This is a genomic window from Roseateles sp. GW821-FHT09G09 (genome assembly GCF_059415965.1).
Window position 1 is genome coordinate 460,985 of sequence record NZ_JBWKOG010000003.1, and the last position, 19,832, is coordinate 480,816.

At 68.6% G+C, this 19,832-nt stretch carries 19 protein-coding genes; 16 read left to right on the top strand and 3 right to left on the bottom strand.

Annotated elements, in window-relative coordinates; genetic code table 11:
• Nucleotides 1-25: 25 nt before the first annotated feature.
• Nucleotides 26-409 carry a hypothetical protein gene (locus tag AC07O8_RS10555; RefSeq protein ID WP_495047962.1) on the top strand — a complete coding sequence of 128 codons (384 nt, stop codon included), beginning with the start codon at nt 26-28 and terminating at the stop codon, nt 407-409.
• A gap of 772 nt (nt 410-1,181) precedes the next feature.
• Here AC07O8_RS10555 and AC07O8_RS10560 read toward each other — a convergent pair.
• A complete protein-coding gene (locus tag AC07O8_RS10560; RefSeq protein WP_495047963.1) occupies nt 1,182-1,478 on the bottom strand; it encodes a helix-turn-helix domain-containing protein in 297 nt (98 codons plus the stop codon).
• Nucleotides 1,479-1,532: 54 nt separating this feature from the next.
• On the opposite strand from AC07O8_RS10560, the gene AC07O8_RS10565 reads away from it, so the two are divergent.
• Nucleotides 1,533-2,003 (top strand): hypothetical protein, encoded by a 471-nt coding sequence (locus tag AC07O8_RS10565; protein ID WP_495047964.1) that lies wholly within the window; start codon nt 1,533-1,535, stop codon nt 2,001-2,003.
• Between the two features lie 334 nt (nt 2,004-2,337).
• Here the strand turns inward: AC07O8_RS10565 and ychF are convergent, their stop codons facing one another.
• The gene (gene ychF / locus AC07O8_RS10570; RefSeq protein WP_495047965.1) at nt 2,338-3,432 is read right to left on the bottom strand and encodes a redox-regulated ATPase YchF; all 1,095 of its coding nucleotides are present in this window, start codon (nt 3,430-3,432) and stop codon (nt 2,338-2,340) included.
• A 222-nt stretch (nt 3,433-3,654) separates the two neighbouring features.
• Here ychF and AC07O8_RS10575 point away from each other — a divergent pair, with 222 nt between their 5' ends.
• From AC07O8_RS10575 to AC07O8_RS10605, 7 genes are all read left to right on the top strand, one after another.
• Complete coding sequence (locus AC07O8_RS10575; RefSeq protein WP_495047966.1) at nt 3,655-4,764, top strand: FAD-dependent monooxygenase; 1,110 nt, start codon at nt 3,655-3,657, stop codon at nt 4,762-4,764.
• Nucleotides 4,765-4,805: 41 nt separating this feature from the next.
• Nucleotides 4,806-5,579, top strand: a complete 774-nt coding sequence (locus AC07O8_RS10580) for a DsbC family protein (RefSeq protein WP_495047967.1) — start codon at nt 4,806-4,808, stop codon at nt 5,577-5,579.
• Nucleotides 5,580-5,614: 35 nt separating this feature from the next.
• Nucleotides 5,615-6,085: a DUF3429 domain-containing protein gene (locus AC07O8_RS10585; RefSeq protein WP_495047968.1), complete on the top strand. Its 471-nt coding sequence runs from the start codon at nt 5,615-5,617 to the stop codon at nt 6,083-6,085.
• Between the two features lie 160 nt (nt 6,086-6,245).
• Nucleotides 6,246-8,012, top strand: coding sequence for a M61 family metallopeptidase (locus tag AC07O8_RS10590; RefSeq protein WP_495047969.1), 1,767 nt, complete (start codon nt 6,246-6,248; stop codon nt 8,010-8,012).
• Nucleotides 8,013-8,095: 83 nt separating this feature from the next.
• Nucleotides 8,096-9,232 carry a DUF3108 domain-containing protein gene (locus AC07O8_RS10595; protein ID WP_495047970.1) on the top strand — a complete coding sequence of 379 codons (1,137 nt, stop codon included), beginning with the start codon at nt 8,096-8,098 and terminating at the stop codon, nt 9,230-9,232.
• Nucleotides 9,233-9,328: 96 nt separating this feature from the next.
• Nucleotides 9,329-10,117, top strand: coding sequence for an enoyl-CoA hydratase (locus AC07O8_RS10600; protein WP_495048134.1), 789 nt, complete (start codon nt 9,329-9,331; stop codon nt 10,115-10,117).
• Between the two features lie 448 nt (nt 10,118-10,565).
• The gene (locus tag AC07O8_RS10605; protein ID WP_495047971.1) at nt 10,566-10,850 is read left to right on the top strand and encodes a DUF4148 domain-containing protein; all 285 of its coding nucleotides are present in this window, start codon (nt 10,566-10,568) and stop codon (nt 10,848-10,850) included.
• A gap of 268 nt (nt 10,851-11,118) precedes the next feature.
• Here the strand turns inward: AC07O8_RS10605 and lysS are convergent, their stop codons facing one another.
• Nucleotides 11,119-12,660 (bottom strand): lysine--tRNA ligase, encoded by a 1,542-nt coding sequence (gene lysS, locus AC07O8_RS10610; RefSeq protein ID WP_495047972.1) that lies wholly within the window; start codon nt 12,658-12,660, stop codon nt 11,119-11,121.
• A gap of 52 nt (nt 12,661-12,712) precedes the next feature.
• Here lysS and AC07O8_RS10615 point away from each other — a divergent pair, with 52 nt between their 5' ends.
• From AC07O8_RS10615 to AC07O8_RS10645, 7 genes are read left to right on the top strand one after another with little or no spacing between them, the layout of a single operon-like run.
• On the top strand, nt 12,713-13,777 hold the full coding sequence (locus AC07O8_RS10615) for a Gfo/Idh/MocA family protein (RefSeq protein WP_495047973.1): 1,065 nt from the start codon (nt 12,713-12,715) through the stop codon (nt 13,775-13,777).
• Between the two features lies 1 nt (nt 13,778).
• Complete coding sequence (locus tag AC07O8_RS10620) at nt 13,779-14,399, top strand: acyltransferase (RefSeq protein ID WP_495047974.1); 621 nt, start codon at nt 13,779-13,781, stop codon at nt 14,397-14,399.
• Nucleotides 14,396-15,499, top strand: coding sequence for a DegT/DnrJ/EryC1/StrS family aminotransferase (locus tag AC07O8_RS10625; protein ID WP_495047975.1), 1,104 nt, complete (start codon nt 14,396-14,398; stop codon nt 15,497-15,499). The genes AC07O8_RS10620 and AC07O8_RS10625 overlap by 4 nt, the downstream gene beginning before the upstream one ends.
• Before the next feature lie 8 nt (nt 15,500-15,507).
• Nucleotides 15,508-16,068, top strand: coding sequence for an acyltransferase (locus tag AC07O8_RS10630; RefSeq protein WP_495047976.1), 561 nt, complete (start codon nt 15,508-15,510; stop codon nt 16,066-16,068).
• Entirely contained in the window at nt 16,065-17,378 is a 1,314-nt protein-coding gene (locus tag AC07O8_RS10635; RefSeq protein ID WP_495047977.1) for a DegT/DnrJ/EryC1/StrS family aminotransferase, read from the top strand. Before AC07O8_RS10630 ends, AC07O8_RS10635 begins: the two co-directional genes overlap by 4 nt.
• Nucleotides 17,375-18,679: a lipopolysaccharide biosynthesis protein gene (locus tag AC07O8_RS10640; RefSeq protein ID WP_495047978.1), complete on the top strand. Its 1,305-nt coding sequence runs from the start codon at nt 17,375-17,377 to the stop codon at nt 18,677-18,679. Before AC07O8_RS10635 ends, AC07O8_RS10640 begins: the two co-directional genes overlap by 4 nt.
• Complete coding sequence (locus AC07O8_RS10645) at nt 18,676-19,824, top strand: glycosyltransferase family 4 protein (protein WP_495047979.1); 1,149 nt, start codon at nt 18,676-18,678, stop codon at nt 19,822-19,824. Before AC07O8_RS10640 ends, AC07O8_RS10645 begins: the two co-directional genes overlap by 4 nt.
• Nucleotides 19,825-19,832: the final 8 nt, after the last annotated feature.

Sequence of the window (19,832 nt, forward strand, 5' to 3'; positions counted from 1 at the left end):
CCTTCCACTCTCCTGAGGAGCGACGATGTCCACGAGCTTGAGCGCGAGCTGCAGCTCCGAGTTGGATACGCCACAGTTGGAGCCAGCATCGCGGGAGTCATCTCGAGCACGCGAATTTGCCAGGAAGCTCAAGGACAAGTACTTCGAGCTGCAGGTGATTCAGCGCCTGTACGTCAACGCCATTTTTGCGTTGGCGACGTACCTCGTCTTGCGTCCGATTGTTGGACCCGGGGCCGCAGAGGGGGGGCTCTATCTCTTCTTGCTGTTCTGGGGCTTGGCGATCGCCAAGGACCTTCTGGATCTGTTCAAGAAAGTACAGGCAAGGGCGCGATGGGTCTGGAGGACGTCGACGAAGAGATTCTGTCGTTGTTGGTCCCACGGCAATTCATCTCTTTACGCTCACGCATAAACTACGGTCTTCATCGCAGCAGCTAACTAGTATGGCCGGCGCCGTTCAAGTGTTTGAGGCTCAATCCTTCGAGTGGTTATCAATGCTCAAGGACATAGCCCTTCTTGCGACGGGTATCGCAGGGGTATGGGTTGCACGCTCTGGCCTTGCTACCTGGCGCACTCAGTTGACTGGAACGGCAAGCTATGAGCTTGCTCGCCGAATTCTCCGGGCGACGTTTACGGCACGAGATGCATTGCGTAGCTGTCGGAACTCTTCCGTTTGGCTTGACTACGGCGTTCAGGGAACGGCTGATGCGAACATTAGTCGAGAGCGCTTCTCGGGGATGCTCAAGTTTTTTCCGAGCGCATAGATCAGACCAGATCAGCACTGAACGATCTAGAAACTGAAGCAAAGGAGGCTGAGGTTCTCTGGGGGACAAATCTTGCGACCGAGCAAGGTGCGCTTCAGAAGTTGCTCGAAGAGTTGGTGAAGGACACCCTAGATTACGCAGTGTCGATTGATCCGGAACGGACGGTCGAGGAGAGGCGTATCGCAGCAGAACGCCTGGGGATAGGTCGGCTCTCAATCGCATCACCTGGCAGAGAGTCTGTTGATAGTTTCGAGAGCGATATCGTGGATGCCGTCGAGAAAATTGTCCGTTTTGCCGCTCCGCACCTTCGGCGAGACGGGCTTTAACTTAGAAAAGATCACCGCTCTACCGAAGAATGGCATCGGCTTTTGCGAGCGATAGATGCATGCTTTATGCCCTGCTCATGTGTCGCGGGCTGTCTCAGCCTCTTTGCGCGAGTCGCTTAACTTCCTCGTCCGCGAGGTTCAGGACTGCCTGAATCTGCAGGACTTTCTCTGGATCCGCATAGGCGCAGATCAGTAGTGTTAGCGGATGCACTCCCAAGGCAAGTGCAAGGTCGTCGATCTTGTTCAGGGTTGGGCTCTTGCCGCCACGCTCGAGAACGCTAACGTAGGTCCGACTCGAAGCCGCATCGAGCATCTCCTGGGATAGCCCCTGCTGCTTGCGTACGAACTTGAGTGCGCGTCCGAAGTGGTTCGCGGGGCTGGACTTGATCATCCCGCGATTACCCTAAAATGAACCCTATAGAGCTACAAACTATAGGACTCATTTTTGGGAGCGATCCGAACCTATCCTGAGTTCGAGTTGGCTGCGATGTCGGTGTTTGGTCCGGAAGGATCGCGGCACTGGGGTCTCGTCGAACTTTGTGGCCGCGGGCCGCACTTCTTAGTCACGTTCGACGTCTTTGACGCAGACGGTGCTCTGCGTGAGCGCAAGGTATTGATACCCGGCGTGTCCGCCTTGGGCGACTTTCTGGCCGGGCGCCCCGCAACATGTGGGGATCTGGAAATTTTTGCGTTGCAGCCTGAGCAGGAGTCTCGGCTTGGTTGGCGAGTCTTGAAAGTTGATCAGATCGTCGCGGCGCGAGAGCCTCACAACCCTGCTCTGACGGCGTACGTGCTCAGATCTGGCGACGAGCCTGCACTTGTGCTCTCGGCGTTCGCGAACTCCGAGGAAGATCTCTTGGAGCCGATAGTGATCTATGACTTGTCACCCACGCCCGCGTCTGACGATATGGGCTGATCGATTGAATGTTGGGCGTCAGCCCGCCATGTGATCCGCTCCCCGGCTGTGCCGAAGAATTGACGTGGCACCTGTCGAGCCGATTGCTCGCGACCTCGAATCGGCTATTGCTCTGAACTCAACGCCCAGTTGCTGTTGTCAGGGCTCGTTGAGAGAGGTGAGGCGCTTCGCGGATGGCCAAGTTTACCGATGGCCCTGTATAGACGCCCGCGGGGATAGGTCTGTGAAGACCTCCCGGTCTTCACTCCTATGGCCACAGCCTTGAGTTGCAATCCCGCGAAGAACCCGCTACGTGTCAATGGGCGAGCACTCGCGGGTTGATGTCGATAGGTGCTTAGGTTTGGGTGAACAGGAAGTTCAGCACGTCGCCGTCCTTGACGACGTAGTCCTTGCCTTCCGCGCGCATCTTCCCGGCGTCCTTCGCGGCCTGCTCACCCTTGAACTGGATGAAGTCGTCGAAGGCGATCGTCTGCGCGCGGATGAAGCCGCGCTCGAAGTCGGTGTGGATGACGCCGGCCGCCTGCGGTGCGGTGTCGCCGACGTGGATCGTCCAGGCCCGCACTTCCTTGACACCCGCCGTGAAGTAGGTCTGCAGACCCAGCAGCTTGAAGCCGGCGCGGATCAGGCGGTTCAGGCCCGGCTCGTCCTGGCCCATCTCGGCCAGGAACATCGCGCGGTCCTCGTCTTCCATCTCCGACAGCTCCGCCTCGGTCTTGGCGCAGATCGCCACCACCGGCGCGTTCTGCTTGGCAGCGTAGTCCTTCAGGCGGTCCAGGAAGGGGTTGTTCTCGAAACCGTCCTCCGCCACGTTGCCGACGAACATCGCTGGCTTGGCCGTGATCAGGCACAGCGGCTTCAGGATGACCAGCTCTTCCTTGCTGAAATCGATGGCCCGCACCGGCTTGGCCTGGTCCAGCGCGACCTGGCACTTCTCCAGCACCTTCACCAGCGCCGCCGCGTCCTTGTCGCCCGCGCGCGCCACCTTGTTGTAGCGGTGCAGGCTCTTCTCCACCGTCCCCAGGTCCGCCAGGCACAGCTCGGTCTGGATCACCTCGATGTCGGAGATCGGGTCCACCTTGCCGTTGACGTGGATCACGTTCGGATCCTCGAAGCAGCGCACCACGTTCACGATCGCGTCGGTCTCGCGGATGTGCGACAGGAACTGGTTGCCCAGGCCTTCGCCCTTCGACGCCCCCGCCACCAGGCCCGCGATGTCCACGAACTCGACGATCGCCGGCACGATGCGCTCAGGCTTGACGATCTCCGCCAGCTTGCCCAGGCGCGGATCGGGCAGCTCGACGATTCCCACGTTCGGCTCGATCGTGCAGAAGGGGTAGTTCTCGGCGGCGATGCCGGCCTTCGTCAGCGCGTTGAAGAGGGTGGACTTGCCGACATTGGGCAGGCCCACGATGCCGCATTTGAGGCTCATGGTTGGCTTTCGGGGGAAATGCTGGGGGAATGCTGGGGGCTGTTCGGGCCTGCGGCAGCGCGCGGGCGAAACCGGCATTTTAGTCAAGCGCCGCCCCCGCTGCCTTCCCGTCGTGGTTGCGGTCGTGGTTGCCGTCGTGGTTCCCGCCGCCGGTCCCGCCGGTGCTCCCGCCTGGAACTCCGCCGGGCACGCCCTCATCGCCCCTGCCTACAATCGTCCTCCATGGAAAAGTTCGATGTCCTGGTGCGCGGCGACGGCTGCGTCGGTCGCAGCCTGGCGCTGGCGCTCGGCGCCCGCGGCCTGCGCGTGGCCCTGCTCGCCCGGCCGACCGCCCCCGCCTCCACTGCCGACGTGCGCGCCTATGCGCTCAACGCGGCCTCGGTCGCGCTGCTCACCCGGCTGCGCGTGTGGGAAGGCCTGGCCGAGGACGCCCGCACCCCCGTGCACGACATGCGCATCCACGGCGACCGCGCCGGCGCGGAGCTGCATTTCAGCGCCTGGCAGCAGGGCGCCGGTGAACTGGCCCACATCGTCGACGCCGCCGCGCTCGAGGCGCAGCTCGACGCCGCGCTGCGCTTCGCTCCGCACGTGCAGCGCGTGACCGAGCCGGTCCCCGCCACGCTGCAGGCCCTGTGCGAAGGCCGCGACACCGGCGCCGCCCAGGAATTCGGCGTGCACTACGACCGCCACGACTACGGCCACATGGCCGTCGCCACGCGGCTGATCGCAAGCAAGCCGCACCAGGGCCAGGCCTGGCAATGGTTCCGCTCGCCGGACGTGCTCGCGCTGCTGCCCTTCGACCGTCCCGAGCCCGGCCACGGCTACGGGCTGGTCTGGTCGCTGCCCAAGGACGAGGCCCGCCGCCTGATGGCCGCCGGCCCGGCCGAATTCGAATCCGCGCTGCTCGAGGCCACCGGCGGTGCCGCCGGCACGCTGAAGCTCGCCGGCGAGCGCCAGGCCTGGCCGCTGCAGCTGTGCCGCGCCGATGCGCTGTGCGGTCCCGGCTGGGTGCTGCTCGGCGATGCCGCGCACGTGGTCCATCCGCTGGCGGGGCAGGGCCTGAACCTCGGCCTGGCCGACGTGGAGGCGCTGGTCGACGTCATCGTGCGACGCGAATCCTGGCGCAGCCTCGGCGACGAGAAGCTGCTGCGCCGCTACGCCCGTGCCCGCATCGCCCCGACCTGGGCGATGGGCGAATTGACGGACGGCCTGCTGCGCGGCTTCGCCAGCCAGGCGCCGGTCCTCGCCCGGCTGCGCAACGAAGGCCTGCGCCTGGTCGATCGCGCCGGCCCGCTCAAGAAGTGGCTCACGGCGCGCGCGCTCGGCCACTGAACGGTGTCGTCCGTTCCTCCTGAAAGCTTTTGAAAGTGCCCATGACGTCCCTGCTGTCCACGTCCTTCTCCCGCAAGACCCTGGCCCTGGCCGCGGCGCTGGCCGCCCTGGGCCTGTCGGGCTGCTCCGCCCAGACCAACGAGGAGACGATCCGCAAGAACCTCGCCACGGTGATGCCCAAGGAGATCAAGATCGACGAGGTCCGCCCCAGCCCCATCGCCGGGCTCTGGGAGGTCCGCATCGGCAGCGAGATCCGCTACACCGACGCGAGTGGCCAGTACCTCATCGAGGGCGAGATCCTCGACCTGAAGAACCGCAAGAACGTCACCCAGGAGCGCATCGAGAAGATCACCGCGATCGACTTCGCCTCGCTGCCGCTCAAGGACGCGATCGTCTGGAAGAAGGGCGACGGCAAGCGTCGCATCGCCGTCTTCGCCGACCCGAACTGCGGCTACTGCAAGCGCTTCGAGAAGTCGCTGCAGGAGGTCGACAACATCACCGTCTACACCTTCGTGATCCCCATCCTGGGCGGCGACTCGCCGGAGAAGTCGCGCACCATGTGGTGCGCCAAGGACAACACCGTCGCCTGGCGCAACTGGATGATCGACGGCGCCATGGCCGGCCCGGCCGATGCGAAATGCGACAGCTCGGCCATCCAGCGCAACCTGGCCCTCAGCCAGAAGATCCGCGTCAACGGCACGCCGGCCATCCTGTTCGAGAACGGCACCCGGGCCCCGGGTGCGCTGAGCCCGCAGCAGCTCGAACAGCGCTTCCAGGCGATCCAGGATGCCGACAAGGCGCAGAAGAAGTCCTGATCCCGATTGATCCTGATTGATTCCGATTGAGTCCGATGAGCGACCGCACCCCCCACCACGCCGCCCCGGTCCACGCCGCCTCGGCCTCCGTCAACCCGATCGCGTTGCGGCTGGGCTACGCCGGCCTGATCCCCTTCGTGCTCGGCGCGGTGCTGGTCTGGCTGGTGCGGGAAGACGCGCACCCCTACGTCACCGACGGCCTGTCGCGGTACGCGGCCATCGTGATCAGCTTCCTGGGAGCGATCCACTGGGGGCTGGGCATGCGCCAGACCATCCCGTCGCCCGCACCCTTCATCTGGGGCATCGTGCCGGCGCTGCTGGCGTGGATCGCCTCGACGATGCCGGCGTACGCCGGCCTGGTGATCGAGGGCTTCCTGCTGATCGCCTGCTACGTCGCCGACCGCAAGCTGTATCCCTCGCTCGGCGCCTCGGCCTGGCTGACGCTGCGCTTCCGGCTGAGCGCCGTGGCGGCGCTCAGCTGCTTCATCGCCGCCCAGGGGACCTGAGCCCGCCGCGGAACCCGCCCGGGCGTCGATCCGGACGAACCCTGGGCGGGGTCCGTCTCCTGAACGAGAACCGCCCAGAACCACTCAGAACCGCCCAGAACCTTCCAGAAAAGCGTCCGACGCGCCCCACGCGCGGGCCAGCCTTGGTAGTCTGTTCCTCATGACCGCTCGCCCCACGATCCATTACCGCATCGCCGTCGCCGACCTGCACGCGCATCGCTTCGAGGTCACGCTGACCGTGCCCGCGCCCGAGCCGCGCCAGGTCCTGAGCCTGCCGGTCTGGATCCCGGGCAGCTACCTAGTGCGGGAGTTCTCCCGCCACCTCGGCGCCGTGACGGCGCGCCAGGGCCAGCGTGAGGTGCTGGTCACGCAGACGGCGAAGAACCGCTGGGAATTCGACTGCGCCGGCCGCGGCGCGCTGATCATCAGCTACCCGGTCTACGCCTTCGACACGTCCGTGCGCGCCGCCTTCCTGGACGCGCAGCGCGGCTTCTTCAACGCGACCGGCCTGTGCCTGCGCGCCCACGGCAAGGACGATCTGCCGCACCGCGTCGAGCTCGCCGGTCTGCCCGAGGGCTGGGACGTCGCCACGGCGATGGCGCCGGTCGATAGCGCGCCGCTGCAGTTCGAGGCGGCCGATTACGACGAGCTCGCCGACCACCCCTTCGAGCTGGGTCCGTTCTGGCGCGGCGAATTCGTCGCCGGCGGCGTGCCGCACGAGTTCGTCGTGTCCGGCGCCTTGCCGATCTTCGACGGCGAGCGGCTGCTGCGGGACGCGCAGAAGATCTGCGAGGCGCAGATCGCCTTCTGGCACTGCGGCAAGAGCAAGCCGCCGATGTCGCGCTACGTGTTCCTGCTGAACTGCACCGACGACGGCTACGGCGGCCTCGAGCACCGCGCCAGCACCGCGCTGATCGCGGCGCGGCGCGACCTGCCGCGGCTGGGCCAGTCCGAGACCGGCGACGGCTATGTGAAGCTGCTCGGCCTGATCAGCCACGAGTACTTCCACACCTGGAACGTCAAGCGGCTGCGGCCGGACGTGTTCGAGCGCTACGACTACGAGCAGGAGAACTACACCGAGCTGCTGTGGTTCTTCGAGGGCTTCACCTCGTACTACGACGACCTCTTCCTGGTCCGCGCCGGCCTGATCGACGAGGCCCGCTACCTGAAGCTGATCGGCAACACCCTCACGCAGGTGCTGGGCGCGCCGGGGCGCAAGCACCAGAGCGTGGCGCGCTCCAGCCTCGAGGCCTGGACCAAGTACTACCGCCAGGACGAGAACACCCCCAACGCGGTGGTGAGCTACTACGCCAAGGGTTCGATGGTGGCGCTGGCGCTGGACCTGTCGCTGCGCGGCGCGGAGAAGTGCGAGAAGCCGATGTCGCTCGACGACCTGATGCGCGGCCTGTGGAAGGACACCGGCGGCGGGCCGGTCAGCGAGGCGAAGATCCTGCAGAAGCTCGTCGATCTCGGCGGCGAGGCGATCGCGCAGACGCTGTCGACCTGGGTGCACGGCACCGAGGACCTGCCGCTGCCGCAGCTGCTGGAGCGCGTCGGCGTGCGCTGGTGCCTGGACAAGCCGACGCTGGCGCAGCGCCTGGGGCTGCGGGTGTCGGAGTCCGACGGCATCGTGACCGTCAAGAACGTGCTGCTCGACAGCGCCGGCCTGGCGGCCGGGTTGAGCGCGGGCGATGAGATCGTCGCCTGCAACGGCTGGCGCGTGCGCAAGCTCGAGGACCTGCCGCTGACCTTGAACCACATCGATCCGCAACGGCTCGAACTGCTGGTGACGCGCGACCAGCGGATGCTGACGCTGGCCCTGACGCTGCCGACGCAGGACAGCGCGGCGCGGCCGGTCTGCCTGGGTCTGCTCGACAAGGCGCCCGCGCGTGCGCAAAGCCTGCGGCGCGCATGGTTGGGTGGCTGAGACGCCGGCTCGCCCTTGAAATCCGGCAGATCCAGGACGCCGGACGGGCGGTGGGCCGATGGCTGTCGTCGGCGGCGAGGGGCGTGGCGCCGCTCGCCGACCCGCGCCGCTGGCGCGAGGCGGTGCTCGGCATCCGCAAACATCACGTCGCGCTGGCCGGGCTCACGGTGGCGGTGATCGGCGCCCACCTCTGGCTGCTGAGCGGCGCCCGCGAGCTCCACGACCAATGGGCGCCCGAGACGCCCGAACCCGAGCGGCTGCAGGCGGCCTTCGTCCGGGAACTGACGGCGGCGCCACCGCCGCCGCCCGCCACCGCGCCGCCGAAGGACGGACCGCAGGGAACGCCGCCACGCCGCATCGAATCGATGCCGGCGCTCGGCGAGGGGCCGGCGCCGCTGCCGCCCGATCCCGCGGCCAGCGAACCGCCGCCCGAGCTGCAGGCGCTGGCGATGCCGCCGGCGCTGGCCGTCTCCGACGCGGTGGGCGAGTGGATGCCGGGGATCGAATGGCCGCTGTCCACCGAGCTCGACTACAAGCTGACCGGCGATTTCCGCGGCGCCATCTACGGTGACGCCAGGGTCCAGTGGCTGCGGGAGGGGACGCATTACCAGGTCCACCTCGAGGCCTGGATCGGCCCGAAGATCGCGCCGCTGATGTCGCGCCGGATGAGCAGCGATGGCGAGATCACGCCGCTGGGCCTGGCGCCCAAGCGTTTCGACGAAGTGACCGGCGGCCTCGCGGGCGGGAACCGGCAGACGACGCTGCTCTTCGACCTGGGCGGCGTGCGCCTGGCCAATGGCCGTCGCGAGCCGGTGCCCGACGGCACGCAGGACGCGGCCAGCCAGTTCGTGCAGTTCACCTGGCTGTTCCTGACCGGTCGCCAATCCGCGCAGGGCGACCTGCTGATCCAGCAGCCGCTGGCTCTGCCGCGCAACGTGCACCTGTGGCGCTACAAGGTGCGCGGGATGGAGGACGTCGCGACGCCGCTGGGGCCGATCGCGGCGTGGCACGTGGACTCGGACATGGACGACACGCGCGGCGACATGCAGGCGGAGTTCTGGCTGGCGCCGTCGCTGCAGTACCTGCCGGTGCGGGTGCGGATCTGGCAGAACCGGGCGAAGGATCCGCGCACGCACATCGACCTCGTGCTGAAGGCGCCGCCGAAGCAGGCGCTGGCGCCGGCGCAGCCGATGCCGTCGGCATCCGCCGCGGCGCCTTGACCGTCACGGGGCGCGGGCCTCGCCGTCCGCGGGCGCCTCTATAGTTGCCGCCATTCCAGTTCAAGGAGACATCCCATGATTCCAGCCCTGTCCGGCGTGACGTTCGAGAACATCCTGGTGGAGGTTGCCGGCACCGGCGAGCGCAAGACCGGCGTGATCCGGCTGAACCGCCCCAAGCAGCTGAATGCGTTGAGCGATCCGCTGATGGATGAACTGGGTCGCGCGCTGCTGGCCTTCGACGCGGACGACGGCATCGGCTGCATCGTGCTGACCGGCAGCGAACGCGCGTTCGCCGCGGGCGCGGACATTCCGACGATGGCGCCGCACACCTTCCTGTCGGCGTTCAAGAGCGGCCTGATCTCGAAGAACTGGGAGACCCTCCTGCAGGTGCGCAAGCCGGTGATCGGCGCGGTGGCAGGTTTTGCCCTGGGCGGTGGCTGCGAGCTGGCGATGATGTGCGACTTCATCATCGCGGCGGAGACGGCCCGCTTCGGCCAGCCGGAGATCAAGCTGGGCATCATCCCCGGCGCGGGCGGCACGCAGCGCCTGCCGCGCGCGGTCAGCAAGAGCAAGGCGATGGACATGCTGCTGACGGCCCGCATGATGGACGCGGCCGAGGCGGAGCGCGCCGGGCTGGTGTCGCGCGTGGTGCCGGCGGAGCAGCTGATGAGCGAGGCGCTGGCGGCGGCGGAGACGATCAACGGCTTCAGCGGGCCGTCGACGATGCTGATCAAGGAACTGGTCAACCTGGCCTACCAAGGCCCGCTGACCGACGGCGTCGCGATCGAACGCCGCTATTTCCACGCCCTCTTCGGCACCGACGACCAGCGCGAGGGCATGGACGCCTTCCTGGCGAAGCGGGCGCCGGCGTTCAAGCACAGCTGAAGTTGCCTGACTGCGGCGGCCGCTGGCCCTCACCCCCCGCCCTCTCCCGCGGTGCGGGAGAGGGAGCCCGATCGGCGCCATGCATACCCCTCTTCCGCTTGCGGGCGAGGGAAGGGGTGAAGAGGAGCAAGCCATCCGCCGCAGGAGCACTGGGTTGGCTCCCTCTCCCGCTTGCGGGAGAGCACCGGGTGGCTCCCTCTCCCGCTTGCGGGAGAGGGTGGGGGTGAGGGCCAGCGGCCTCGGCAGTCCTCCCCATATCCGGCCCCGATTGAAACAATCCTTGATCCCGACCGCTGTACGCTTGGTGCTCGGTCGGGGGATTGTTGACAATCCGTGAACGGATCTTTCCAGTTTGCCTAGTGTTTCCCCTAGGCGGCGGCGCCTAAAGTTCAACCCATGGACAACGCGGAGTGCGGAGTCCGGTGCAACGAACCGCTAGGAGCCCGCCATGAACACCCTGATCAAGACCACCCTGATTGCCGCCGCCTTCCTGACCGCCGGCGCCACCTTCGCCGCCGAACCGGTCCAGAAGACCCGCGCCGAAGTCATCGCCGAGCTGCAAGCCGCCCGCGAATCGGGCGAAATCGGCTCGTTGAGCGCTGAGCAAGCCGGCGTCGGCTCGCTCGAGAACGGCATCAACGCGCCGACCTCGGCCCAGATCGCCGCCAAGAAGGCCGCCGTCAAGACGGCCGCCAAGAAGGGCGCGACGACCGAAGGCAACTCGGCCAAGTAAGACCACGCTTCCCCCTCGACACTGCCGGACGCACCGGCCGGCCTGGGGGGCCAGCAAGGAAAAAGGACACCCTCGGGTGTCCTTTTTTCGTTCGTGAGGCTGTGATTGCGGGAGGCCGGGCTTGCGTGAGGCCGGGCTTGCGTGAGGCCAGGCGCGGGCACTCCACGCAGCAGGGGGCATCCCTCCGGGAACCCCCAGCAGCATTCCGGCCCCACTCGCAGTCGTTGACTGCACGTTGAATGGGGTCAGGTGATGCCTGTCTCCTGGTTCAACCTTCGCGGCGGAGCGCGGGGAAGAGGATCACGTCGCGGATCGACGGGCTGTCGGTGATCAGCATCATCAGGCGGTCGATGCCGATGCCGCAGCCGCCCGTCGGGGGCATGCCGTACTCCAAGGCACGGATGAAGTCGGCGTCGAAGAACATCGCCTCCTCGTCGCCCGCATCCTTGTTGGCCACCTGCGACTGGAAGCGCGCGGCCTGGTCCTCGGCATCGTTCAGCTCCGAGAAGCCGTTGGCGTACTCGCGGCCGGTGATGAAGAGCTCGAAACGCTCGGTGATGGTCGGATCCGCATCCGACGCACGCGCCAGCGGCGAGACCTCGACCGGGTAGTCGACGATGAAGGTCGGCTCCCAGAGCTTCTCCTCGACCGCCGCCTCGAACAGGCCGAACTGCAGCGCCGACAGGCCCCAGTGCTTCGGCGCTTCCTCGCCGAGCTCCTTCAGCTTGGCGCGCAGCACGTCGGCGTCATCGGCCTCGGCCTCGGTCACGCCCGCGTGCACGATCAGCGACTGGCGCACGGACAGGCGCGTGAAGGGCTTCTCCAGATCGACCGGCTTGCCGGCGTAGGTGACCTGGGCGCTGCCCGTGGCGGCGCGCGCGGCGTGGCGGATCACTTCCTCGGTGAAGCTCATGACCTCCTGGTGGGTCCAGTAGGCCGCGTAGAACTCCATCATCGTGAACTCGGGGTTGTGCCGGACGCTGATCCCCTCGTTGCGGAAGTTGCGGTTGATCTCGAAGACGCGCTCGAAACCGCCCACCACCAGGCGCTTCAGGTAGAGCTCCGGCGCGATGCGCAGGTACATCTCCTGGTCCAGCGCGTTGTGGTGTGTGATGAAGGGCTTGGCGTTCGCGCCACCCGGGATCGGGTGCAGCATGGGCGTCTCGACTTCCAGGAAGCCGTTCTCGACCATGTACGAGCGGATCGAGGACACGGCCTTGGACCGCGCCACGAAGCGGTCGCGCGCCTTGCCGTCGGAGATCAGGTCGGCGTAGCGCTGGCGGTACTTCTGCTCCTGGTCGGCCATGCCGTGGAACTTGTCCGGCAGCGGACGCAGCGACTTGGTCAGCAGGCGCAGGGTCGTGACCTTGACCGAGAGCTCGCCGGTGCGGGTGCGGAAGAGCGTGCCCTCGGCGCCGATGATGTCGCCCAGGTCGAAGTGCTTGAAGTCGGTGTAGACCTCGTCGCCCAGCGCGTCCTTGGACAGGAACAGCTGGATCGCGCCGGTGGCGTCCTGCAGCGTGGCGAAGCTGGCCTTGCCCATGATGCGCTTGAGCATCATGCGGCCGGCCACCGTCACCGCGACGGCCTGGGGCTCGAGTTCCTCGTTGGGGAGCTCGCCGTACTGCGTCTGCAGCGGCTGCGCGCGGTGCTGCGGCTTGAAGTCGTTGGGGAAGGCCGCGACGCCCTTGGCCTTGGACTTCTCGCGGATCGCGGCGAGTTTCTCGCGGCGTTCGGCGATCAGCTTGTTCTCGTCTTGCGCGGGCGCCGCTTGGTCGGCGCCGGTCTGGGGGGCTTGGGGCTGGCTCATCGTGGACCTGGAAAATGCTGGCCGCGATTTTAGGCTCTTAAAATCGCCCCCCATGCCTCAGTTCCCCATCCTGGACCGCCCGGTCCGCGTCGCCCTGGTCGGTTGCGGCCGTATTTCGAAGAACCACGTCGACGCGCTGACCCGGCACCAGGGCCGCGCGGAGCTGGTCGCCGTCTGCGATACCCGCCCCGAGGCCGTCCAGGCCGCGCTGGCCCAGACCGGCCTGCCCGCGGAGCGCGGCTTCGCCTCGCTGGACGCGCTGCTGGCGGGCTCCGACGCCGACCTGATCGTGCTGTCCACGCCCAGCGGGCTGCATGCGCAGCAGGCCATCGCCTGCGCCCAGGCCGGCCGCCACGTGCTGAGCGAGAAGCCGATGGCGACGAAATTCGAGGAAGGCCAGGCCATGGTCCGCGCCTGCCGCGACGCTGGCGTCAAGCTCTTCGTGGTCAAGCAGAACCGCCTGAACGCGACCGTGCAGCTGGTCAAGAAGGCGCTGGACGAGGGCCGCTTCGGCCGCATCTTCATGAGCACGGTCAACGTGTTCTGGACCCGCCCGCAAAGCTATTACGACGCCGCCCGCTGGCGCGGCCGCTGGGACATGGACGGCGGCGCCTTCATGAACCAGGCCAGCCATTACGTCGACCTGCTGGACTGGCTGGTGGGTCCGGTGGACAACGTCCACGCCTACACCGCCACGCTGGCCCGCGACATCGAGGCCGAGGATACCGGCGTGCTGGCGCTGCGCCTGCGCCACGGCGGCCTGGCCAGCATCAACGTGACGATGCTGACCTACCCGCAGAACCTGGAAGGCTCGATCACCATCCTGGGCGAGAAGGGCACGGTCAAGATCGGCGGCACCGCGGTCAACAAGATCGAGCACTGGGCTTTCGACACGCCGCATCCCGACGACGAGCTGGTGAAGAACGCCAGCTACGAGACGACCAGCGTCTACGGCTTCGGCCACGCCGCGTACTACGACAACGTCATCCAGACGCTGCGCGGCGAGGCGCAGGCGCAGGTCGACGGCTACGAAGGCCTGCGCTCGCTGGAGCTGCTGGTCGCCTGCTACCGCAGCGCGCGCGACGGCCAGCGCGTCGGCCTGCCGCTGGTGTTCTGACATGAGCTTCTGGCAACACGCCTCGGCGGTCGTCGACGACGGCGCGCAGCTCGGCGAGGGCACCAAGGTCTGGCACTTCAGCCACGTCTGCGCCGGCGCGCGCGTGGGCGACGGCTGCTCGCTGGGGCAGGGCGTCTACGTCGGCAACGACGTGACGATCGGCCGCAACGTGAAGATCCAGAACAACGTGTCGGTCTATGACGCCGTGACGCTGGAGGACGACGTCTTCTGCGGCCCGTCCATGGTCTTCACCAACGTCTACAACCCGCGCTCGGCGGTGCCGCGCAAGAGCGAGTACCGCCGCACGCTGGTGAAGCGCGGCGCGACGCTGGGCGCGAACTGCACCGTGGTCTGCGGCGCGACCATCGGTGAATACGCCTTCGTCGGCGCCGGCGCCGTCGTCAAGGGCGACGTGAAGCCGTATGCGCTGATGGTGGGCGTGCCCGCGCGCCAGATCGGCTGGATGAGCCGCCACGGTGAGAAGCTCGACCTGCCCGTCGACGGACAGGGCCGCGCGAGCTGCCCCGCGAGTGGCGAGCGCTATGAACTCGACGGTCAGGCGCTGATGCTGATCACCGCCTCGACCCCCGCCACCGCGGCGACCCAGGATTCCAAGCCATGAGCCTTCCCTTCATCGACCTCCAGGCCCAGTACGCCGCGCTGAAGACGACGATCGACGCCCGCATCCAGCGCGTGCTCGACCACGGCCAGTACATCATGGGTCCCGAGGTCAAGGAGCTGGAGACCGCGCTGGCCGCCTACGTCGGCACGAAGCACTGCATCACCGTCGCCAGCGGCACCGAGGCGCTGCTGATCGCGCTGATGGCACTGGATCTGCAGCCCGGCGACGAGGTCATCACCACGCCATTCACCTTCGCCGCCACGGTCGAGACCATCGTGCTGCTGGGCGGCGTGCCGGTGCTGGTCGACATCGAGCCCGACAGCTGCAACCTCGACGCGTCGCTGATCGAGTCCGCCATCACGCCGCGCACCCGGGCGATCATGCCGGTGAGCCTCTACGGCCAGGTCTGCGACATGGACGCGATCAACGCGATCGCCGCGAAGCACGGGAACATCCCCGTCATCGAGGACGCCGCGCAGAGCTTCGGCGCCTCGTACAAGGGGAAGAAGAGCTGCGGCCTGTCGACCTGGGGCGCGACCAGCTTCTTCCCGAGCAAGCCGCTGGGCTGCTACGGCGACGGCGGCGCGCTGTTCACCGACGACGACGCGCTGGCGCAGGCCGCGCGCGAGATCCGCGTCCATGGCCAGAGCCAGCGCTACACGCACACGCGGGTGGGCGTCGGCGGCCGGATGGACACACTGCAATGCGCGGTGGTGCTGGGCAAGCTGGAACGCTTCGACTGGGAGATCGCGCAGCGCCTGGCGATCGGCGAACGCTACCAGCGCCTGATCGCCGGACTGCCGGTGCAGCGACTGGCGGTGCGCGAGGACCGCGATTGCGTCTGGGCCCAGTTCACCGTGCAGCTGGATCGACGCGATGACGTCGCGGCAGCGCTGAAGCAGGCCGGCGTTCCGACGGCGGTCCATTACCCCAAGCCGCTGCACCGCCAGCCCGCCTACGAGCAGCGCTGCCGCGTCGCGACGCCGCTTCCCAATGCCGAGTCCGCCGCGCGGCGCGTGATGAGCCTGCCGATGAGCGCCGACCTGAGCGAGGCACAGCAGGACCAGGTCGTCGCCGCGCTGCGGATCGCGCTGACCTGACCGCCCCGATGCTGATCGGCTACACGCTGGATGCAGTGCGCGCCCGGATGCGCGCGCGGGTCGCGGCGTGGCTGGGGCTGGCGGTGGGCACGCGGGCGCAGATCCATCCCGGCGCGCGCGTGCGCTGCGCCGGCGGGAGCGCGCTCGGCGCGGGATCCATCCTGTACCGCGACGTGCAGATCCTCGCCACCGGCGACGGGCGCTTCACGATCGGCGCGCGCAGCCACATCGCGCCGGGCGGCTATCTGCTGGTCAGCGAGCAGCGCCTGTCCATCGGCGACGACGTCGCCATCGGCCCCGGCCTGATGCTGTTCTGCGAATCCAACGCGGTGACGGCGACCGGCCTGTTCCGCGACCACTACCGGCGCGGCGAGATCCGCATCGGCAGCAACGTGTTCATCGGCGCCCGCGTGACGGTGCTGCCGGGCAGCGTCATCGACGACGGCGTGGTCGTCGCCGCGCACGCGGTCGTGCGCGGCCACCTGCCCAGCGGCTGGGTCTACGGCGGCGTGCCGGCGCGGCCGCTCCACCGGATCGACGGGGCCCGTCCGCCGTCGACCGGCCCGTGAAGGGTCACGTCGCCGGCGCGCTGCGCTGGCGCGACCTGCCTCGCGCGCTCTGGCACTGGCTCCGCCGCGGGGACGCCAGCGCCGAGGACTTCCGCGCCGCCTTCGCCCGCAGCCTCGCCCTGGATCCGGCGCAGTCCGGCGAAGTCCGCCTGTTCGGCTCCGGCCGCGCGGCGCTGCATGCGTTCACCGCGTCGCTGGATCTGCCGGTCGGCTCGGAAGTGCTGCTGCCCGGCTACACCTGCGTCGTCGTGCCCAACGTGTTCATGCACCTCGGGCTCGCGGTGCGCTACGTCGACATCGCGCGGGACGACTTCAATCCGACGCCCGACGCGATCTCGAACGAGATCGGACCGGCGACACGCGTCGTCGTCGTGCCGCACAACTTCGGCCTCGTCACCGAGGGCCTGGACGCGCTGCGGGCGAAGCACCCCGCGGTCGTCTTCATCGAGGACGCGGCCCACGCCTGGGGCAGCACCGACGCGATCGGCCGCATGGTCGGCACGCTGGGGCACGCGGCCTTCTTCAGCTTCGAGTATTCGAAGCCGCTGACCACCGGCATCGGCGGCGCGCTCGTGATCCACGACGCGGCGCTGCGTGCGCGTTTCGCGGCGCACTTCTCGACGGACAGCTCGGCAGATGTCTCGACAGAGGTCTCGACGCACGCGTCGGCGATCACGCCGACCCTGCACGCGCCGCCGGCCTCGACGGTCGTGAAGCAGCTGCTCACGCTGTGCTGGCATCGCCTGACGATGAGCCTGCCGCGCCCTGCGTTGCAGGCGCTGATCGCGCTGCTGCGGGCGCCGTCGCGGATGCTGGGCGTCGTCGCGAAGACGCCCGACAGCGAGGTCGCCGGCGAGACGGAGCCCGACTACCGCGCCGGCCTGCACCCGCTGAGCGCGGCGATCGGACTGATGCAGGCGAGCCGCTTCGACGAGCTCCACGCGCTGCGCCGCGCGCAGGCGCAGGACTACGACGCGCTGCTGACGAACCTGCCCGGCTGGGAGTGGCCGGTCCGCGCGCCCGGCGCCGTGCTGCTGCGTTATCCGCTGCTGCTGCCGGACGCGGCGACGCGCGACGCCGCGATCGCGGCGCTCGAGGACGTGGGCATCGTCGGCGGCACCTGGTTCGACGACGTCGTCCATCCGCGCGGCAGCCGGCGTTTCGGCTACACCGAGGGCGATTGCCCGAACGGCGAGCGCGCCGCCCGCACCGTGCTCAACCTGCCGCTGGGGCGCCACGGGCGGCTGAGGCCGTCGCAACGCGCCGCCGTGCGCGCGATCGCGGAACGCCACGGGGGCAAGGCCCCATGACCGTCCGCCGCCGCTTCGCGCAGCTCGCCGGTGCGTCGATGCTGACGCAGGCGATCCCGATGCTGATCGCGCCGCTGCTGACGCGCTGGTACGGCGCGGAAGCGCTCGGCCACTGGGCGCTGTTCGTCGCGCTGGCCGCGAACCTCGCGACCATCGCCAACGCGCGCTACGAATTCGCCGTGGTCCTGCCGCGCCGCGACGGCGAGGCCGCGCTGGTGCTGCAGCTCGCGCTGTGGATCGCGCTCGGCGTGGGCCTGCTCACGGCGGCCGGCGCCAGCGCCTGGCACCTGCTCATGTCGCATCACGCGAAGCTGGGCGGGCGCTGGGTGTCGCTCGACCAGCTCGACCCGTGGCTGCTGATGCTCGCGCCGGTGGTCGCGCTGGCCGGCATGCAGCAGGCGCTGAGCCTCTGGAACAACCGCCAGGGCCGCATCGACGTGATCGCGCAGGCGCGCGTGCTGCAGCAGGGCGTGATGGCGGCGGCGCAGGCCGTGGCGGCGATCGGCGGCTTCGCGGGTGTCGCGGCGCTGGTGCTGTCGCAGAGCCTGGCCGCGCTGCTCGCGCCGCTGTGGCTGCTGCGGCGCGGGGCCCGCTGGCGACGCGCGACCCGGCTGGACCGGGCCGGCAAGACCTGGCACTGGCGCCATCTGCGCCGGCTGGCCTGGCGCTACAAGCAGTTCCCGCTGCTTAACAGCCCGCACGCCTTCGTCAACGCGGCGCAGGAGACGCTGGTGCTCGCGATGATCGCCGCCTGGGCCGACGCCGCGACGGCGGGCTACTACGCGCTGATGGTGCGCCTCGTGAAGGCGCCGGCGACGCTGGTCGGCGGCGCGCTGTCCGAGGCGCTGCTCGGCGAACTGGCCCGCGACTGGCAGCGCGGCGTCGATCTCCGTCCGCGCCTGCTGCGCGGCATCCGGCTGCTGGCGATGGTCGCGCTGCCGTGCATGGTGGTGCTGATCGCCGTCGGTCCGGCGCTGTTCGGCTGGCTGCTGGGCGACGATTGGGCCCGGGCCGGCGAGTACGGCCGCTGGCTCGCACCCTACGTCGCCGCGCACTTCATCGCGGCGCCGCTGACGGTCACCCCCATGGTCACCGGCCGCCAGCGCGGCGCGCTGGTCTTCAGCCTGGTCGGCAACGCGCTGTACGTGCTGCCGGTCGCGCTGGTCCTGAGTTCCGGCGGCGCGCTGACGACGGCGCTGGGCGCCATCGCGGTGCTGCTGCCGATCTATTTCGCGATCTATCTGGCGTGGCTGGTGCGCGGCTCGGCGCCTCGCCCCGTCCCGCACGGAGTGCCTGCATGAGACTGGTCCTGATCGGGGACGGCGAGAGCCCCCACCTCCTGAAATGGGCGCGCGCGCTGTCGCAGCAGCGCGAGCTCGAACTGTGGGCCGCGTCCACGCGCGGCTTCGCGCCGGAGTTCCAGTTCCTGATCCCCGAGGATCGCCGCCTCGCGTTGAACACCGACCCCGCGCATGCCGGCGGCAACATCGCGGTGCTCCGACAGCTGCCGGCGCTCGGCGCCTGGCTCAAGCGGGTCGACGCCGACTGGCTGCATGCGCACTACCTGACCTCGCACGGCACGCTGGCCTGGGCCGCGCGCCGCGGCTGGAAGCTGCGCGCGAAGATCGCCGGCTCCGCCTGGGGCAGCGACATCCTCGTCACGCCCGACCAGGGCTGGGCCTACCGCTGGCTGACGACGCAGGTGCTGAAGGCCTGCGCGATCACGACCTCCGACTCCGAGCACATGAGCGCCCGCATGCGCGAACTCGGCGCGGGCGAGGTGATGACCTTCCCCTTCGGCCTGGAGCAGTTGCCCAAGCAGAACGTCCGCAAGCAGCCGTGGCTCTTCTTCACCAACCGCGGGCTGGAACCCATCTACCGGCCGCATCGCGTGATCGAGGTCTTCGCCGCCGTCGCGGCGAAGCAGCCCGAGGCGCGTCTGGTCGTCGCCAACGACGGCTCGCTGCGCGGCGCGCTGGAGGCGCAGGTCCAGACGCTCGGCCTGACGGACCGTGTCGAATTCGTCGGGCGCCTGGACGCGACCTCGCAAGGTCGCCGTTATGCGCCGGCGCGCTGGTTCCTGAGCCTGCCGCAAAGCGATTCGGTGTCGGTGTCGGTGCTGGAGGCGATGGCGCACGAGTGCCTGCCCATCCTGTCCGACCTGCCCGCCAACGACGAGGTGCTTGGCACCGGCGGCATCGCCAGCATCGATGCGGCGATGCACCCGAACGCGAAACTGCTGGGCCGCCACGGCCTGATCCTCAAGGACGGCGACGACCTGACCGCGCTGGCCGACCGGCTTCAGCTGATGGTCGGTCAGACCGACGTGGCGGGCCATGCGGTCGACGCCGACCGCCTCGGCGCCGCCAACCGTGCGTGGGTCGCGGAACACGCGATGTTCGCGCCCGCCGTCAAGACATTCATCGAGCGCCTGAAGCGCGTCTGAGCCTTTGC

What these genes read in the sequence shown, in the direction of transcription:
- AC07O8_RS10555 (WP_495047962.1), top strand. Translation starts at nt 26, where the DNA reads ATGTCCACGAGCTTGAGCGCGAGCTGCAGCTCCGAGTTGGATACGCCA.
- AC07O8_RS10560 (WP_495047963.1), bottom strand. Translation starts at nt 1,478, where the DNA reads ATGATCAAGTCCAGCCCCGCGAACCACTTCGGACGCGCACTCAAGTTC.
- ychF (WP_495047965.1), bottom strand. Translation starts at nt 3,432, where the DNA reads ATGAGCCTCAAATGCGGCATCGTGGGCCTGCCCAATGTCGGCAAGTCC.
- AC07O8_RS10575 (WP_495047966.1), top strand. Translation starts at nt 3,655, where the DNA reads ATGGAAAAGTTCGATGTCCTGGTGCGCGGCGACGGCTGCGTCGGTCGC.
- AC07O8_RS10580 (WP_495047967.1), top strand. Translation starts at nt 4,806, where the DNA reads ATGACGTCCCTGCTGTCCACGTCCTTCTCCCGCAAGACCCTGGCCCTG.
- AC07O8_RS10585 (WP_495047968.1), top strand. Translation starts at nt 5,615, where the DNA reads ATGAGCGACCGCACCCCCCACCACGCCGCCCCGGTCCACGCCGCCTCG.
- AC07O8_RS10590 (WP_495047969.1), top strand. Translation starts at nt 6,246, where the DNA reads ATGACCGCTCGCCCCACGATCCATTACCGCATCGCCGTCGCCGACCTG.
- AC07O8_RS10605 (WP_495047971.1), top strand. Translation starts at nt 10,566, where the DNA reads ATGAACACCCTGATCAAGACCACCCTGATTGCCGCCGCCTTCCTGACC.
- lysS (WP_495047972.1), bottom strand. Translation starts at nt 12,660, where the DNA reads ATGAGCCAGCCCCAAGCCCCCCAGACCGGCGCCGACCAAGCGGCGCCC.
- AC07O8_RS10615 (WP_495047973.1), top strand. Translation starts at nt 12,713, where the DNA reads ATGCCTCAGTTCCCCATCCTGGACCGCCCGGTCCGCGTCGCCCTGGTC.
- AC07O8_RS10620 (WP_495047974.1), top strand. Translation starts at nt 13,779, where the DNA reads ATGAGCTTCTGGCAACACGCCTCGGCGGTCGTCGACGACGGCGCGCAG.
- AC07O8_RS10625 (WP_495047975.1), top strand. Translation starts at nt 14,396, where the DNA reads ATGAGCCTTCCCTTCATCGACCTCCAGGCCCAGTACGCCGCGCTGAAG.
- AC07O8_RS10630 (WP_495047976.1), top strand. Translation starts at nt 15,508, where the DNA reads ATGCTGATCGGCTACACGCTGGATGCAGTGCGCGCCCGGATGCGCGCG.
- AC07O8_RS10640 (WP_495047978.1), top strand. Translation starts at nt 17,375, where the DNA reads ATGACCGTCCGCCGCCGCTTCGCGCAGCTCGCCGGTGCGTCGATGCTG.
- AC07O8_RS10645 (WP_495047979.1), top strand. Translation starts at nt 18,676, where the DNA reads ATGAGACTGGTCCTGATCGGGGACGGCGAGAGCCCCCACCTCCTGAAA.